This is a genomic window from Caballeronia sp. LZ001 (assembly GCF_031450875.1).
In the GTDB taxonomy this organism is placed as follows: domain Bacteria; phylum Pseudomonadota; class Gammaproteobacteria; order Burkholderiales; family Burkholderiaceae; genus Caballeronia.
Genome location: NZ_JARTVX010000005.1, coordinates 826265 through 840098, shown reverse-complemented (window position 1 = coordinate 840098; position 13834 = coordinate 826265). Strand labels below are relative to the sequence as shown.

Sequence of the window (13834 nt, the reverse complement as noted above, 5' to 3'; positions counted from 1 at the left end):
CGCAACATTCAGCGTGATCGACCCGAGCGCGGCGCCGAGTGAGAAGCCGATACACATGAACCATGCATTGAGCGATAACGCGACAGGCGTACCGCGCAACCCCGCAACGTTCCGAGCGCGAGCCAGCAAAGTGGCGTCAGAGACATCGGCGGGGAAGTAGCGTTCATGGCGGCCTCCGGCTTACGCGGCCCGTGCTTCGGCGCGATGGAACGGATAGTCGGTATAGCCAGCTTCGGTTCCGCCAAAGAACGTGGGACGGTCATACGCATTGAGCGGCCACCGATTGCGAAGGCGTTCGGGCAAATCCGGATTGGCGATGAAGTCGCGTCCGAACGCCACTAGATCGGCATCGCCTGCTTGCAGGATGGCTTCGGCCGTCGGCCCCTTGAAGCCGCCCGCCGCGATGATGACGCCCTCGTAATGCTTGCGGATCAGTTGCGCGGCCACGGGTGCGGGGTCTTTGCTGTCGTCATCGACATTGCCGAGCACGCGCGGTTCGATCAAGTGCAGATACGCCAGATCCAGCTTCGACAATTCACGCGCCACGTAGGAGAAGAGCGCTTCGGGATTGCTGTCCGACATATCGCCCCACGTGCCGCTCGGCCCGAGGCGCACCGCGACGCGCTGGCTGCCCCACACGGAGATGACGGCGCGCGTGACCTCCAGCAGAAAGCGCGCGCGGTTTTCGAACGAGCCGCCGTAGATGTCGGTGCGCATGTTGCTGCCGTCTTGAAGGAACTGATCGAAGAGATAGCCGTTCGCGGCGTGCAGTTCGACACCATCGAAACCGGCTTTCTTGCCACGCTCCGCTGCCGTGCGGAAGCGCTCGACGAGTTGCGCGATTTCCGGAATGGTGAGCGCGCGGGCCGGGGTGTTGGGAATCCAGCCAGCTTCCGTATAAGCGACGCCGCCATGCAATACCGCCGACGGAGCCACCGGCGCGCCGCCATCCGGCTGCAACTGGCTATTGGACTGACGGCCCGCGTGATAAAGCTGAAGGAAGATGCGGCCGCCTCTTTCATGCACGGCTTCCGTGACTTGCTTCCAGCCTTCGAGCTGGCTGTCGTCGTAAAGGCCGGGCGCGCCGAGGTAGCCGTTGCCGTTCGGCGCGGCAATGGTCGCTTCGCTGATTAGGAAGCCGCCTTTCGACGTGCGTTGCGCATAGTACTCGGCCATCAACGGGCCGGGGATGGCGCCTTCCTCGGCACGCATGCGCGTGAGCGGCGCCAGCACGACGCGATGCGAAAACTCGTAGGGACCGACTCTGACGGCTGAATGAAGTTTGGACATGTTCTCTCTCCGGAATGCGGATGACCGTCGAATTCCTCGACGGCAGGTGTTAAGGCTTGAAGAGAGTGTATGAACCGGACGACATAAGAAAAATGGGCTAAGGTTCCGAATATATCGGACAAGAACTTCCTTAATCGGCGGATCGCGTCGCGCGAGTCGGCCAGTTCTTCGGGATACTCATGGACAGCCTAGGCGGCATTTCGATGTTCGTGCAAGTCGCTGAAACGCGCAGCTTCACGGAGACGGGACGGCAATTGGGCGTGTCGTCGTCGGCGGTGGGCAAGGGCATTGCCCGCATGGAAGAGCGTCTCGGCGTGCGGCTTTTTCATCGCAGCACGCGCAGCATTACGCTGACCGCCGAGGGCGCGCTCTTTCTCGAACGTTGCAGGCGCATCCTCGGCGAAGTCGAAGCCGCCGAAGCCGAACTGTCCAATGCAGCGGGCAGCCCGCGCGGGCGTTTGCGAATCAGCACGCCGCAATTGTCCGCGCTCATCATGCCCGCGCTGGACGGGTTCATGGCGCAGTATCCGGATATCGAAATCGATGTCGATTTGTCAGACCGTATGGTCGATATCATCGAGGAAGGTTTCGACACCGTGATCCGCACGGGCGCGCAGCACGATTCGCGGCTCGTTTCGCGGCGTCTTGGTTCATGCGGGCAAGTGGTCGTCGCGTCACCCGGATATCTGAAGCAGCATGGCGTGCCGCGTCATCCGGCGGAACTCGTGAATCACGCGTGCCTGCTGCATAAGTTTCCCGCCACCGGCAAGCTCGAACGCTGGCCGTTTCAGCTCGGCACGGCGAAAGCGGAGCCCGAGTTGCCGCAGACGTTCGTGAGCAACACTATCGAAGTGCTGGCGTTCCTGGCGCTGCAAGATAAAGGGCTTATCTTCGTGCCAACCTTTCTCGTGCGCGATGCGCTTGCGAGCGGCGCGCTGCAAATCGTGCTGGACGATTACATCGATCAGACGGTGACATTCTGGATTCTCTGGCCGGCGACGCGTTATGCATCGCCGAAGCTGCGCGTGTTCATCGACTACATCAGCGAGCATTTGCGGATTGCTTAGTCTCTATCGCGAATGACATCCGCTTTCGAGCGTGTTCGATATCTCGTAAGCGCCACGTGAATCATGCGGATCGTATACGCTAGCTGTCATCGAACGTCTACGTCGAGGATAAGCGCATGATCAACCGCATCGAGACCGACTTGCTTGATATCGCTTATGAAGAGTCCGGGCCGACAGACGGCTGGCCCGTTGTGTTGCTGCATGGCTTTCCCTACGACATTCATTCATTCGATGAAGTCGCGCCGCTCCTCGTGGCACAAGGCGCGCGCGTCATCGTTCCTTATCTGCGTGGTTACGGTCCAACGCGCTTCCTTTCCGCCGATACCCCGCGTTCCGGTCAGCAAGCGGCGTTGGGCGCTGACCTGCTCGCATTGCTCGATGCGCTCGACATCGGGCGCGCAATGCTCGGCGGCTACGACTGGGGCGGACGCGCCGCGTGCATCGTCGCGGCGCTGCATCCCGAACGCGTCAGGGCGCTCGTCACGCTCAACGGCTACAACATTCAGGACATCGCGGCATCGGGCAAGCCGTCGTCGCCGGAAAACGAGCTTCGCTACTGGTATCAGTATTACTTTCATGGCGAGCGCGGCCGTGCCGGCCTGACCGCGAACCGCCGAGAACTCTGCCGCTTGCTGTGGACGCTATGGTCACCGAGCTGGCGCTTCGAAGACGACACTTACGCCGCGACGGCCGCATCGTTCGACAACGAAGACTTCATCGATGTCGTGATCCATTCGTATCGGCATCGCTATGGGCTCGTGAATGGCGATCCGCGTTACGACGCGCTCGAACAGCAACTCGCGAAGGCGCCGCCCATCTCCGTTCCCACGATCTCGTTCGACGGCGCGGACGACGGTGTCATGTCCACCGGCGGCACCGCGCATCACTCCGTGCATTTCAGCGGACCTTTTGAATATCGCGTCGTCGAAGGCGCGGGACACAACCTGCCGCAAGAAAAACCCAAGGCATTCGCCGATGCCTTACTAACGCTGCACGCGCAAACCTAAACCCCTCGCCGTCGCCTCCGTTCAATCCGGTCCGCGCTCAATGCACGGGCCGCGCCTCCGCACGCCCGTCCCTTTTCATCTTCGAGATCGTTACTAAGGGTAATCCCTCATTTGCCGATTATTTTTGAACCCGGCATCGTAAACGTATGTTGTCAACGATGTACATTTAAGTGCCCGGTGAAAGCGAAGCAATGCTTCGAACCGACAACGCAGCGCTCAAAGGAGAAAAGCAGATGGCCAAGGAAATACTCGTAGCATTCGGCATCGACGTCGATGCGGTCGCCGGATGGCTCGGCTCATACGGCGGCGAAGACTCGCCCGACGACATCTCGCGCGGCCTCTTTGCGGGCGAAGTGGGCTCCATGCGCCTTCTCAAGCTCTTCGAGCGCGAGAAGATCAAGACCACATGGTTCATTCCCGGCCATTCGATCGAGACTTTTCCCACGCAGATGCAGGCGGTTGCGGACGCGGGCCACGAGATCGGCATCCACGGCTATAGCCACGAAAACCCAATCGCGATGACGCCGGAGCAGGAAGAAGCCGTGCTTGATCGCAGCATCGACCTGGTGACGAAACTCGCGGGCAAGCGGCCGACGGGCTACGTCGCGCCGTGGTGGGAGTTCAGTAACGTGACGAACGAGTTACTGGTGAAGAAGGGCATCAAGTACGACCACAGCCTGATGCACAACGACTACCACCCGTACTACGTGCGCGTCGGCGACAGCTGGACGAAGATCGACTACAGCAAGCATCCGGATACGTGGATGAAGCCGCTTTCGCGCGGACAGGAAACGAATCTCGTGGAGGTTCCCGCGAACTGGTATCTCGACGATCTCCCGCCGATGATGTTCATCAAGAAGGCGCCCAACAGTCACGGCTTCGTCAATCCGCGCGATATCGAGGAGATGTGGCGCGATCAATTCGACTGGGTGTACCGCGAGCACGACTACGCGGTGTTTCCCATCACCATTCATCCCGATGTATCCGGCCGCGCGCAAGTATTGCTCATGCTCGAACGTCTGATCGCGCATTTCCGCAAGCACGAAGGCGTGCGCTTTTGCACCTGCAATGAAATCGCCGACGACTTCCTGCGCCGCCAGCCACGCAAGTCCTGACCCTACCGATACGAGCCCATCCCATGACTCCTTCCGAGCTCAGCAAGAGCGCGCCGGCGAAAGCGAACCCGCTGTCGGCATCAAGTTTCAAACTCGAACAGATAACGCCCGGCGACGTAAAACGCGCAACCGTGGTCGCTTTTTTCGCGTGGGTGTTTGCCGTGTACGACTTCATCCTGTTCGGCACGCTCTTGCCCGAGATCGGCAAGCACTACAACTGGGACGCCGCCTCGCAAGCCGAAATCGCCACGCTGGTGGCAATCGGCACGGCGGTGATCGCCTTCGCCATCGGACCATTACTGGATCGTCTCGGCCGCAAGGCAGGGCTCTTGTGGACGGTGGCTGGCGCGGCGTTGTGCTCGGGACTGACGGTCGTGGGCGGCGCAATGGGTCAGTGGCCGCTCGTGTTCATCCGCGCACTCTCGGGTCTCGGTTATGCCGAGGAAACCGTCAACGCGACTTACCTCAACGAACTGTACTCGACCGCCAACGATCCGAAGCTCAATCGCAACAAGGGCTTCATTTATAGCCTCGTGCAAGGCGGCTGGCCTATTGGCGCGCTGATCGCATCCGGTCTTACGGCGCTCTTGTTGCCGCGTATCGGTTGGCAAGGGTGCTTCATCTTCGCGACGTTCCCGGCCATCGTCATCTTCTTCATGACGCGGCGTCTGAAGGAAAGCCCGCAATTCCTGCTGCACAAGCGCATCAAACAGTTGCGCGAAGCCGGTCACGACGGCGAAGCGCGCAGTCTCGCGGGCACGCATTCGGTGGACTACGAGGAGCACAGCCGCGCAGGTCTTTCCGAAGCGTTTCGCGGCAGCGCATTGCGTGCGACGCTCGTGCTCGGCGGCGGCATTTTGCTGAACTGGTCCGCGATTCAGGTGTTCAGCGTGCTCGGCACGACGGTGCTCACTCGCGTGCATAACGTGTCGTTCGAAAGCTCGCTGCTGATTCTCGTGTTGTCGAACGTGATCGGCTATTGCGGTTATCTGAGTCACGGATGGATCGGCGACAAGATCGGCCGGCGCAACACGCTCGCCATCGGCTGGATGCTCGGCGGTCTGTCGTTCGCGGGCATGCTTTATGGTCCGAGCAGCCAGGGCGTGGTCGTCGCGCTCTATAGCCTCGGTCTCTTCTTCCTGATCGGACCGTATTCGGCGGCGCTGTTCTTCATCGGCGAAAGTTATCCGACGGCCATTCGCGGCACGGGCAGCTCGATCGTCCATGCAATGGGTCCCATCGGCGCGATCCTCGCGGGCGTCGGCGTCACCTCGATGCTCAATCACGGTAGCGACTGGCTGCACGCGGCGCTCTGGTTCGGCGCATTGCCGTGTTTCCTTTCCGGCGTGCTAATTTTGTTCGCGCGTCATGTCGATCCCACCGAAATCAAGTAACTCCACTGGAGGTCTTTCGTGAAAGCAGCATTGGTAACGGGCGCGGCGAGCGGCATTGGGCAAGCGCTGGCCGTGGCATACGCGCAGATCGGCGTGGCCGTGGTCGGCGGATACTTTCCTGGCGATCCGCATGACCCGCAAGTCACGGCAGCCGAAGTCGAGAAGGCGGGCGGTCAGTGCGTGATGCACGCGGTGGACGTGACTTCCGCCGAGGAAGTCGAAGCCTTCGCGAACGAAGCGATCACGCGCTTCGGACGCATCGACTATGCGGTGGCGAATGCGGGCTTGCTGCGCGCATCGCCGCTCACGGAGATGAGCGACGAACAATGGCATCAGATGCTCGATGTCGATCTGTCCGGTGTCATGCGCACCTTCCGTGCGGCAGCGCGGCATATGACCGATGGCGGCGCGATGGTCGCGATATCGTCCATAGCGGGTGGCGTCTATGGATGGGAGAACCACACGCATTATTCCGCCGCGAAGTCGGGCGTGCCGGGACTATGCCGCGCAGTGGCGATGGAACTCGCGCCGCGCAACATCCGTTGTAATGCGGTCATTCCGGGCCTGATCGAAACGCCCCAATCGCTCGATGCAGTCAATTCGCTCGGCCCCGATGGCTTGCGCGAAGCCGCGAAGGGCATTCCGCTCGGACGCGTCGGCAGGCCGCAAGAAATTGCCGCGCTGATTCGCTATCTGACGAGCGACGACGCCTCCTACATCACCGGCCAGTCGATCATCGCGGATGGCGGACTCACCGTGCGCTGGCCCGGCTGATTCTCACGCACAGGAACAACAGCACATGGCATCCTTTTCACTCGAAGGCCGTCGCGCGGTCGTGACCGGTGCGGCAAGCGGTATCGGCGCGGCAATTGCGCTCGCTTATGCGGAAGCGGGCGCGCGTCTCGTGCTCGCGGACCTCAACGAAACGCGTCTGGCCACACAAGCGGACGCATGCCGCGCGCTCGGCGTCACAGTGCAAACCGTGATCGCCGATGTCGGCGAAGAGGCGGGCGCGCACGGTATCGTGGATCGTTGTATCGAGGCTTATGGCGGCATCGACATTCTCGTGAACAATGCGGGCATGCTCACGCAGGCACGCTGCACGGACCTCACCACGTCAATGTGGGACGACATGATGCGCGTGGACTTACGCAGCGTGTTTCTCTGCTCGCGTCGCGCATTGCCTTCGATGACCGCGCAGCGCTGGGGACGCATCATCAACGTGGCGTCGCAGCTCGGCATCAAGGGCGGCGCGGAACTCACACATTACGCGGCGGCCAAGGCGGGCGTGATCGGCTTCACCAAATCGCTCGCGCTGGAAGCCGCGCCCGACAACGTGCTCGTCAACGCCATTGCGCCGGGGCCGATAGAGACACCGCTCGTCGATGGAATCAGCGCATCATGGAAGGAGATGAAGGCGAAAGAACTGCCGCTGCGCCGCTTCGGCCGCGCGGAAGAAGTTGCGCCCACAGCGGTCTTGCTCGCCTCCGACCCGGGCGGGAACCTGTTCGTCGGGCAGACGCTCGGACCGAATTCCGGCGACGTCATGCCTTAAGAGGGAGGTTTCATGTGCGGCATGTGCGGATTACTGGGCGGCGGGCGGCACTGGTCGAATACGGTTTCGGCGGGCGCGGGCGTGAATGCGCGCGCGCAGCGCTATGCGCAGGTCGCGCATGCGAACCGCGTGCTCGAAACGTTTCGTCTGCGTCTTGCCGACTTTCACGGCCAATCGTTCGTACTCTCTTCGCCGACCGGCGCGCAATTGATGATCGAAGACTTCATGCAGATATGGAAGGCCGCGGAAAGCATGCTCGGGCGTCCGCTCGATCCGCTGACACTTTTCGCCGATGACGAGGCCGCGCCATGAGCCTTGCCTACGATGTGATTCCGGTGATCGTCGTGACGGGCTTTCTCGGCAGCGGTAAATCGACCTTGCTTGCAGATGTCCTCAAGGGCGATGCCGCGCGCGATACGGCCGTGCTCGTCAACGAATTCGGCGAAGTCGGGCTGGACCATTTGTTGATCGGCAAGGTGGAAGCCGAGACCGTGCTGCTCGACAACGGTTGCGTGTGCTGCGCCATTCGCGGCGAGTTGAAGGACGCGCTTGCGCACCTGTTCTCACGACGCGCACGCGGTGAAGTGCCGCCGTTCTCGCGTGTGGTGCTGGAAACGACGGGGCTTGCCACGCCCGCGCCGATCATGGCGACCTTGCTCGGCGATCGCGTGGTATCGAGTCATTATTCAATCGCGTCGGTCGTCACCGTGGTCGATGCCGTCAACGCGCGTCAGCAACGCGAGCGGCATCCCGAATGGCTCGCGCAAGTCGCGGCTGCGGACCGTCTACTCATCAGCAAGACGGACCTCGTGGATGAAGCTCACGTCGCGGCACTCGAAGCCGAACTCGAACGCGTGAATCCGGCCGCGAGCATGGCGCGCCGTACCGTTCACGACGATGCATCCGCGGTGCTCGGCCTTGCAGCGCATGTGCCGGATTTCGCGGACTTCGTGCGTCGCACGGGCATGACATCGAACGCACGACGTGACGATGGCGAGCGTCCATTGGCGCGTCTTTCGCAACACCGGGAGAACCTCTCGACGCTGACTTCCTTCTCTATCGATTTCGACGTGGCGCCCGACTGGCCCGTGTTCACGTTATGGTTCACCATGCTGCTCAACCGTCACGGTGATAACATCCTGCGCGTCAAGGGACTGCTCGCCATTCGCGGCGAGTCCCAACCGGTCGTGCTGCATGCCGTGCATCATCTCGTGCATCCCGTATTGCATCTCGACGCTTGGCCCGGCGGCGCGCCGCTTTCGCGACTCGTGTTCATTGCGGAAGGACTGGATCGCGACGCAGTGGCTGCTTCCTACCGGCGCTTTTGCCGGCACCTCGAGACAGAAGCCATAGATTGAATCCCGTCCGCTCGAATCTCTCCGGTCCACAAGCGCCCGCCGTGCATCCGTCGAAAGTCGAGTTGCGCGTGCTCGGCACATCCGTCACGCTACAGGAACATCTGCGCAAGCGCGCGGAGCAGGACCTGGGTATCAAACTGCGCTTCATCGTCGATGACGGTTCGAGTGTGCAGCGCGAAGGCGTGATGCACCCGGACCGCTACGAACTCTACGATCAATGGTTTCATAGCATCGAATGCCTGTGGCCCGCGCATGCGTTGCAGCCTATCGATGTCGCGCGCATTCGTCGTTGGGACGAGGTCAACACACTTGCGCGCACCGGACATACCGGACGCAATTTGAGCAATGGCGTGGGCTGCGTGCCCGCCGACCGCCTCTTCGTGCAGACGGACGGATCGCTTGCGCGCAAGCCGAGCAAGCGCATCAGCATGCTGCCGCTCACGCACAATGCGGACAGCTTCGTCTACCTCGAAGATGCCATGCCGCCTTCGCTTCTTGCAGGCGAGGAAAGCTGGGCATGGCTGCTTGCGCCCGAACTTGCGGGACGCGTGGCGCTGCAGGCGGATGCGGCCATCGGCGCGATCGATGCCGCGCTGGCGGTGCAAGCCTGCGGGCTGATGCGCTTCGAGGATATCGGCAACCTGAGTATCGAAGAGATCGATGCGTTGATCGCCACGCTCATCGACTTCAAACGGCGCGGTCATTTCGCGGGCTTCTGGTCGAGCTTCGCCGAAGCCGCGCAATTGATGATCGCGGGCAAGGTCGTGATTCAAAGCATCTGGTCGCCGGCGACGGTCGAACTGGAACGCGCCGGTTTGCGCTTTCGGCTCGCGCGGCCGCGTGAGGGGTATCGCGCTTGGTTCGGCGGTATCGGTATATCGCGGCTCGCGCATGGACGCATGCTCGATGCCTCCTACGAATATCTCAACTGGTGGCTCGAAGGATGGGCAGGCGCGACCATGGCGCGTCAGGGCTTTTATATCTCGAACCCGGAGCGTTCGCGCGAGCACATGAGCGACGCCGAATGGGCGTACTGGTACGATGGCAGGGAAGCGCCCAAGGACCTTCCCGGCCCGACGCGCAAGCATCTCGTGCCTGCCGGACAGATGCGCGACGGCGGCAATTACGTCTCGCGCATGAGCCGGGTCGCCGTGTGGGACTCGGTGATGGACGAGCATAACTATCTCGTACGCCGCTGGACCGAATTCATGCGGTCCTGACAGCGAAGTTCGTTCAACGATGACAAGACGCGCAAGCGCTTCCCGAACCACCGCTCCTCTCGCAGACGCAGAGGACACGGCAGACGCATCGATGGCATCGGTCGACTCTATCGAACCGGACAGCCGTCTGCGCTACCGGTTGATTCACGATCATCTCAAGACCGCGATTGCACTCGGCAATATCGCGCCGGGTCTCGTGCTGCTCGAAGGTCCCGTCGCGCGTATCTTCGGCACGAGCCGCGTGCCGGTGAGAAAGGCCTTTGAGATGCTACATGCGGGCGGCCTATTGCATACCTTCGACGGACGCGGTTATCTCGTGGCGCATCCCGATGGCGGCGTGCCGGAGCCGCTACGTGCGCCGCTTTCCGAAGATGCGCTCGGCTTCGACCGCCCGCCCGAGCCGCTCGACATTCCCTCGAATAGCGAGCGCATTTACAACGCGCTCGAAGGTGTGATTTCGCTTGGCATCGTGTTCGGACATTTTCGGATCGACGAAAGCGACGCGGCCGAAGCGTTCGGCGTGAGTCGCGGCACGGTGCGTGAGGCGCTCAACCGTTTGCGCGATCGCGGGTTAGTGGAGAAGGCGGCGTATTCGCATTGGCTATGTGGACCGCTTACCGCGCGTGCCGTGGCGGAAGACTACGAGTTGCGCGTGTTGCTCGAACCTGCTGCGCTGCTGGCAAGCGCGCCTTCGTTGTCCCGCGCGCAACTGGAAGCGGCGCTGGTTGAGATCGAGCGTGCGATTGCACTGCCCGATTCCGTCGATGCCGCAGCGCTCTATCGCATCGAAACCACGCTGCACGACAGCTTGCTGAGTTTTTCGCGCAACCGCAAATTACGCGCGGCCATCGGTCATGCGCACATGCCGCTCATCGTGAATCATGCCTTTTACGATGCCTTCAATCTGCATCCGGAAGCGGGTATGTTGAGCGAGCATCGCGAGGTCGTTCGTCTTCTTCTGAAGGGCAATGCGCAGGCTGCCGCCGATGCGCTCACGCAACATCTTCGCGCCGGACAGAAGCGCACGCTGCAGCGCTTGAAAGTGCTGGCGGTCTTGCCCGATCCCGACTTGCCGGCGTATATGCAACGCATCGCCTGATAGTCACGTGACAAGCGCGCCGCTGTGCGATGATGCGACGTATAGCCCGAAGGAGCCCGAGCGTGCGTCGAATGCCTCTTGGCGGTTGCATCGTTGCTGGCGTTCTTGCGAGCGTGGCCATGCCTCGGGTCGCGTTTGCGCAGTCGGTCGCGGATCAGGTCGCGGGCGTCCGGCTCGGCTCGGGCTATGCGCAACTGCTGAATCTCGCCGCCACGCCGGATATCAATTCCGCTCACTTCGACCTCTCCAATGCGGGCATCAAGCCCACCATCGACATCTTTCGCGTGCCGTTTGAGTCGAAGCTCGCCACGATCACACCCGGAAGCGATATCTTCTGGCGTGTTTCCGCGGGCTATCTTTCCAATCGCGCGACCTTGCCAGTGGATTCGCCATCGCCCGGAGCGGGCAGTATCGGAAGCAAATGGTCCGCTTTCAGCCTGGGCGGCGGCGTAGTGTTGCGCCAGAAGCTCGGCTATGGCTTCACACTCACGCCCGCCATCGATGCCGGACTCGCGCGCCTTATCAACGGCGCCAGCTACGAAGGCTCCGCGAAGCCGCTGAGTTCACTCACCGATGGTGTGCTCTTCAACTGGCATACGAATGCATGGCTCGTCACGCCGAACGCCGGCATCGAATGGATGCGTGAGCAGGACGAGCAAAGCCTCAGCGTCAAGGCACATATTGCATGGTCGTGGATCTCGACCTTCGATGAATCGCCGGGACTCGAGGGCTTTCGGGAAACCGCCGGCGTGTACTCGCTGCGTGTGGAATATGCGCGGCCGACATCGCTCAGCGTGTTCGAGCGCAAGCTCGACTGGTTCGTGCGCAGCGGCTACGGCGGCTTCTTCGGCGCGAACCGAAGTGCGCTCGGCTTTTCCACTGTTGCCGAAGTCGGCCTCGGCTTGCTGACTCCGTTGAGCGCCAAAACTCAGGGTGGAACCAGCGTGAAACTAGGCGTGAGCTATTTGTTCGGACCAAACATCCGGGGTTGGTCGGCAAGCCTGGGCCTGCAGTACTGAACAAAAAAAAGCGCACGGCGCAATGCCGTGCGCTCCGGCAGCAAAGGGCGGGGGTTGGAGGAGTCCACCCATCGATGCCTGCAAAGCGGACGAGAAACAACCTCTATCCGCAACCGTTGACGGCTCCATGACGAGAGCCATCACTCGCCACACTACAGCACGGCATTCGCCGCATAAATCGCTCTGTCTGAACACACATGACACGGCGCGCGAACAATCGCGCAGAGCCTTGTCCGGCCGAAGCTTGCGCACGTTCCGTTTTTCATATTCCGGTTGCGACTATTGAAAACGCTTGACCAATAAGATTGTATACGTAATCTAAACGCCTTTAGACGATGGTCGACATCCAAACGAGCCGGACGGGATAGGTCTTCCCGAGCGGCGCTCGGCGGACGATCCCAATTCTCTTGAGGTGAACGCAGGTGGATACGAAAGCAAAACTCGATGACGAGGCAGAGGCGGGGCAAAGCCATCGTCCGCCAGCCCGGCGCCGCACCGCCACGTGGATCGCCATTGCAGCCATGCTGGCCATAGGCGGTGGATGGTTCTACATCAACCATCGCAATGCCGGAAGCACCGCAAGTGTGCAAGCCGCACCGCCTCGTCATGACGTTACCGTGAGCAAGCCAGTGGTGCGCGACCTCGATACGCGCTTAGGGTTTCTCGGTCAGTTCTCGGCTGTGGATCAGGTCGAGCTTCGCGCGCAAGTGGGCGGAACGCTCACGGGCATCCACTTCAAGGATGGCGATGTCGTCCGCAAAGGCGATCTGCTCTTCACTATCGATTCCGTGCCGTACGAGATTCGGCTCTCTCAGGCAAAGGCGCAGCAGCAGACCGCGCAAGCGCGTCTCGTGCTTGCGAAGCAGGAACTGGAGCGCGCGCAGGAGTTGCAGCGAGGCGATGCCGGCACGCGGCAAAGCGTCGAACAACGCACTTCCGAACTGCATGGCGCAGAGGCCGCGTTGGACGATGCCGCCGCGCAGATTCGCGACGCGCGCTTCGATCTCGATCACTGCAAGATCTTCGCGCCGTTCACGGGACGCATTGGCAGGCATCTGGTGTCGGCGGGCAATCTGATCGCGGGCAGCCGCGCGGCGACGAGCCCCACCACGCTGCTCGCCACGCTCGTTTCGCTCGATCCCATCTATCTCGACTTTGACATGAGCGAGTCTGACTTTCAGTCGTTCTCACGCTATCGCGCGGATACGAAAGGGCCGCTTGCGAACAGGGTCGAGCTGGCCTCCGGCGAGGGCACGGACGCGGACTATTCGCGTCAGGGCACGCTCGACTTCCTCGATAACGTGATCGACCGCGCGAGCGGCACCATTCATGCACGCGCCACCGTGCCGAACGCCGACTTGCGGCTCACGCCCGGCGAGTTCTCGCGCGTGCGGCTTGCCGTGGCGCATCCCGCGGCGACCTTGCTGGTGCCGGATGCATCCGTGTTGCCGGATCAATCCGAGCATGTCGTGATGACCGTTGCAAACGACGGCACCGTCACGCCCAAGCGCGTGGAGATCGGCGAGATGCGCGGCGGCTTGCGCGTGATCCGTGCGGGACTGACACGCGATGATCGCGTGATCGTGGATGGTCTGCCATTCGCCGCGCCCGGCTCGAAGGTGACTACGCGCGACGGTACCGTCCGCTATGAAGCGAACGACGCGCAGACGACGCGGACCACGCAGACAGCGCAATCGAAATAGCGGAACG

The 13834-nt window shown here is 61.8% G+C and carries 13 protein-coding genes; 12 read left to right on the top strand and 1 reads right to left on the bottom strand.

Annotation, left to right across the window (positions count from 1 at the left end; translation table 11 throughout):
• Window positions 1–180: 180 nt before the first annotated feature.
• Window positions 181–1290 carry an alkene reductase gene (locus tag P9292_RS40340; protein ID WP_309965303.1) on the bottom strand — a complete coding sequence of 370 codons (1110 nt, stop codon included), beginning with the start codon at window positions 1288–1290 and terminating at the stop codon, window positions 181–183.
• Between the two features lie 179 nt (window positions 1291–1469).
• Between P9292_RS40340 and P9292_RS40335 the strand changes: the two genes are divergently transcribed.
• From P9292_RS40335 to P9292_RS40280, 12 genes are all read left to right on the top strand, one after another.
• Entirely contained in the window at window positions 1470–2357 is an 888-nt protein-coding gene (locus P9292_RS40335; protein WP_309965299.1) for a LysR substrate-binding domain-containing protein, read from the top strand.
• Window positions 2358–2473: 116 nt separating this feature from the next.
• Window positions 2474–3364 (top strand): alpha/beta fold hydrolase, encoded by an 891-nt coding sequence (locus P9292_RS40330; protein ID WP_250509168.1) that lies wholly within the window; start codon window positions 2474–2476, stop codon window positions 3362–3364.
• Window positions 3365–3597: 233 nt separating this feature from the next.
• A complete protein-coding gene (locus tag P9292_RS40325) occupies window positions 3598–4479 on the top strand; it encodes a polysaccharide deacetylase (RefSeq protein WP_309846124.1) in 882 nt (293 codons plus the stop codon).
• Between the two features lie 23 nt (window positions 4480–4502).
• Complete coding sequence (locus P9292_RS40320; RefSeq protein ID WP_309965296.1) at window positions 4503–5873, top strand: MFS transporter; 1371 nt, start codon at window positions 4503–4505, stop codon at window positions 5871–5873.
• An 18-nt stretch (window positions 5874–5891) separates the two neighbouring features.
• A complete protein-coding gene (locus P9292_RS40315; RefSeq protein ID WP_244831739.1) occupies window positions 5892–6647 on the top strand; it encodes an SDR family NAD(P)-dependent oxidoreductase in 756 nt (251 codons plus the stop codon).
• 25 nt (window positions 6648–6672) lie between these two features.
• Entirely contained in the window at window positions 6673–7428 is a 756-nt protein-coding gene (locus P9292_RS40310; RefSeq protein ID WP_250509166.1) for an SDR family NAD(P)-dependent oxidoreductase, read from the top strand.
• Between the two features lie 12 nt (window positions 7429–7440).
• Complete coding sequence (locus P9292_RS40305) at window positions 7441–7740, top strand: hypothetical protein (protein WP_309965293.1); 300 nt, start codon at window positions 7441–7443, stop codon at window positions 7738–7740.
• A complete protein-coding gene (locus P9292_RS40300; RefSeq protein ID WP_309965289.1) occupies window positions 7737–8786 on the top strand; it encodes a GTP-binding protein in 1050 nt (349 codons plus the stop codon). The genes P9292_RS40305 and P9292_RS40300 overlap by 4 nt, the downstream gene beginning before the upstream one ends.
• Window positions 8787–8827: 41 nt before the next feature.
• Window positions 8828–10006 carry a PotD/PotF family extracellular solute-binding protein gene (locus P9292_RS40295; protein ID WP_404989379.1) on the top strand — a complete coding sequence of 393 codons (1179 nt, stop codon included), beginning with the start codon at window positions 8828–8830 and terminating at the stop codon, window positions 10004–10006.
• Window positions 10007–10097: 91 nt separating this feature from the next.
• On the top strand, window positions 10098–11105 hold the full coding sequence (locus tag P9292_RS40290; RefSeq protein ID WP_309965286.1) for a GntR family transcriptional regulator: 1008 nt from the start codon (window positions 10098–10100) through the stop codon (window positions 11103–11105).
• A gap of 62 nt (window positions 11106–11167) precedes the next feature.
• Window positions 11168–12124: a hypothetical protein gene (locus tag P9292_RS40285; RefSeq protein ID WP_309965283.1), complete on the top strand. Its 957-nt coding sequence runs from the start codon at window positions 11168–11170 to the stop codon at window positions 12122–12124.
• A 422-nt stretch (window positions 12125–12546) separates the two neighbouring features.
• A complete protein-coding gene (locus P9292_RS40280; RefSeq protein ID WP_309846112.1) occupies window positions 12547–13827 on the top strand; it encodes an efflux RND transporter periplasmic adaptor subunit in 1281 nt (426 codons plus the stop codon).
• The last annotated feature ends 7 nt before the right edge of the window (window positions 13828–13834 follow it).

Bases quoted from the DNA above. Each gene is read 5' to 3' on its own strand.
- P9292_RS40340 (WP_309965303.1), bottom strand. From the start codon at position 1,290: ATGTCCAAACTTCATTCAGCCGTCAGAGTCGGTCCCTACGAGTTTTCG.
- P9292_RS40335 (WP_309965299.1), top strand. From the start codon at position 1,470: ATGGACAGCCTAGGCGGCATTTCGATGTTCGTGCAAGTCGCTGAAACG.
- P9292_RS40330 (WP_250509168.1), top strand. From the start codon at position 2,474: ATGATCAACCGCATCGAGACCGACTTGCTTGATATCGCTTATGAAGAG.
- P9292_RS40325 (WP_309846124.1), top strand. From the start codon at position 3,598: ATGGCCAAGGAAATACTCGTAGCATTCGGCATCGACGTCGATGCGGTC.
- P9292_RS40320 (WP_309965296.1), top strand. From the start codon at position 4,503: ATGACTCCTTCCGAGCTCAGCAAGAGCGCGCCGGCGAAAGCGAACCCG.
- P9292_RS40310 (WP_250509166.1), top strand. From the start codon at position 6,673: ATGGCATCCTTTTCACTCGAAGGCCGTCGCGCGGTCGTGACCGGTGCG.
- P9292_RS40305 (WP_309965293.1), top strand. From the start codon at position 7,441: ATGTGCGGCATGTGCGGATTACTGGGCGGCGGGCGGCACTGGTCGAAT.
- P9292_RS40300 (WP_309965289.1), top strand. From the start codon at position 7,737: ATGAGCCTTGCCTACGATGTGATTCCGGTGATCGTCGTGACGGGCTTT.
- P9292_RS40290 (WP_309965286.1), top strand. From the start codon at position 10,098: ATGGCATCGGTCGACTCTATCGAACCGGACAGCCGTCTGCGCTACCGG.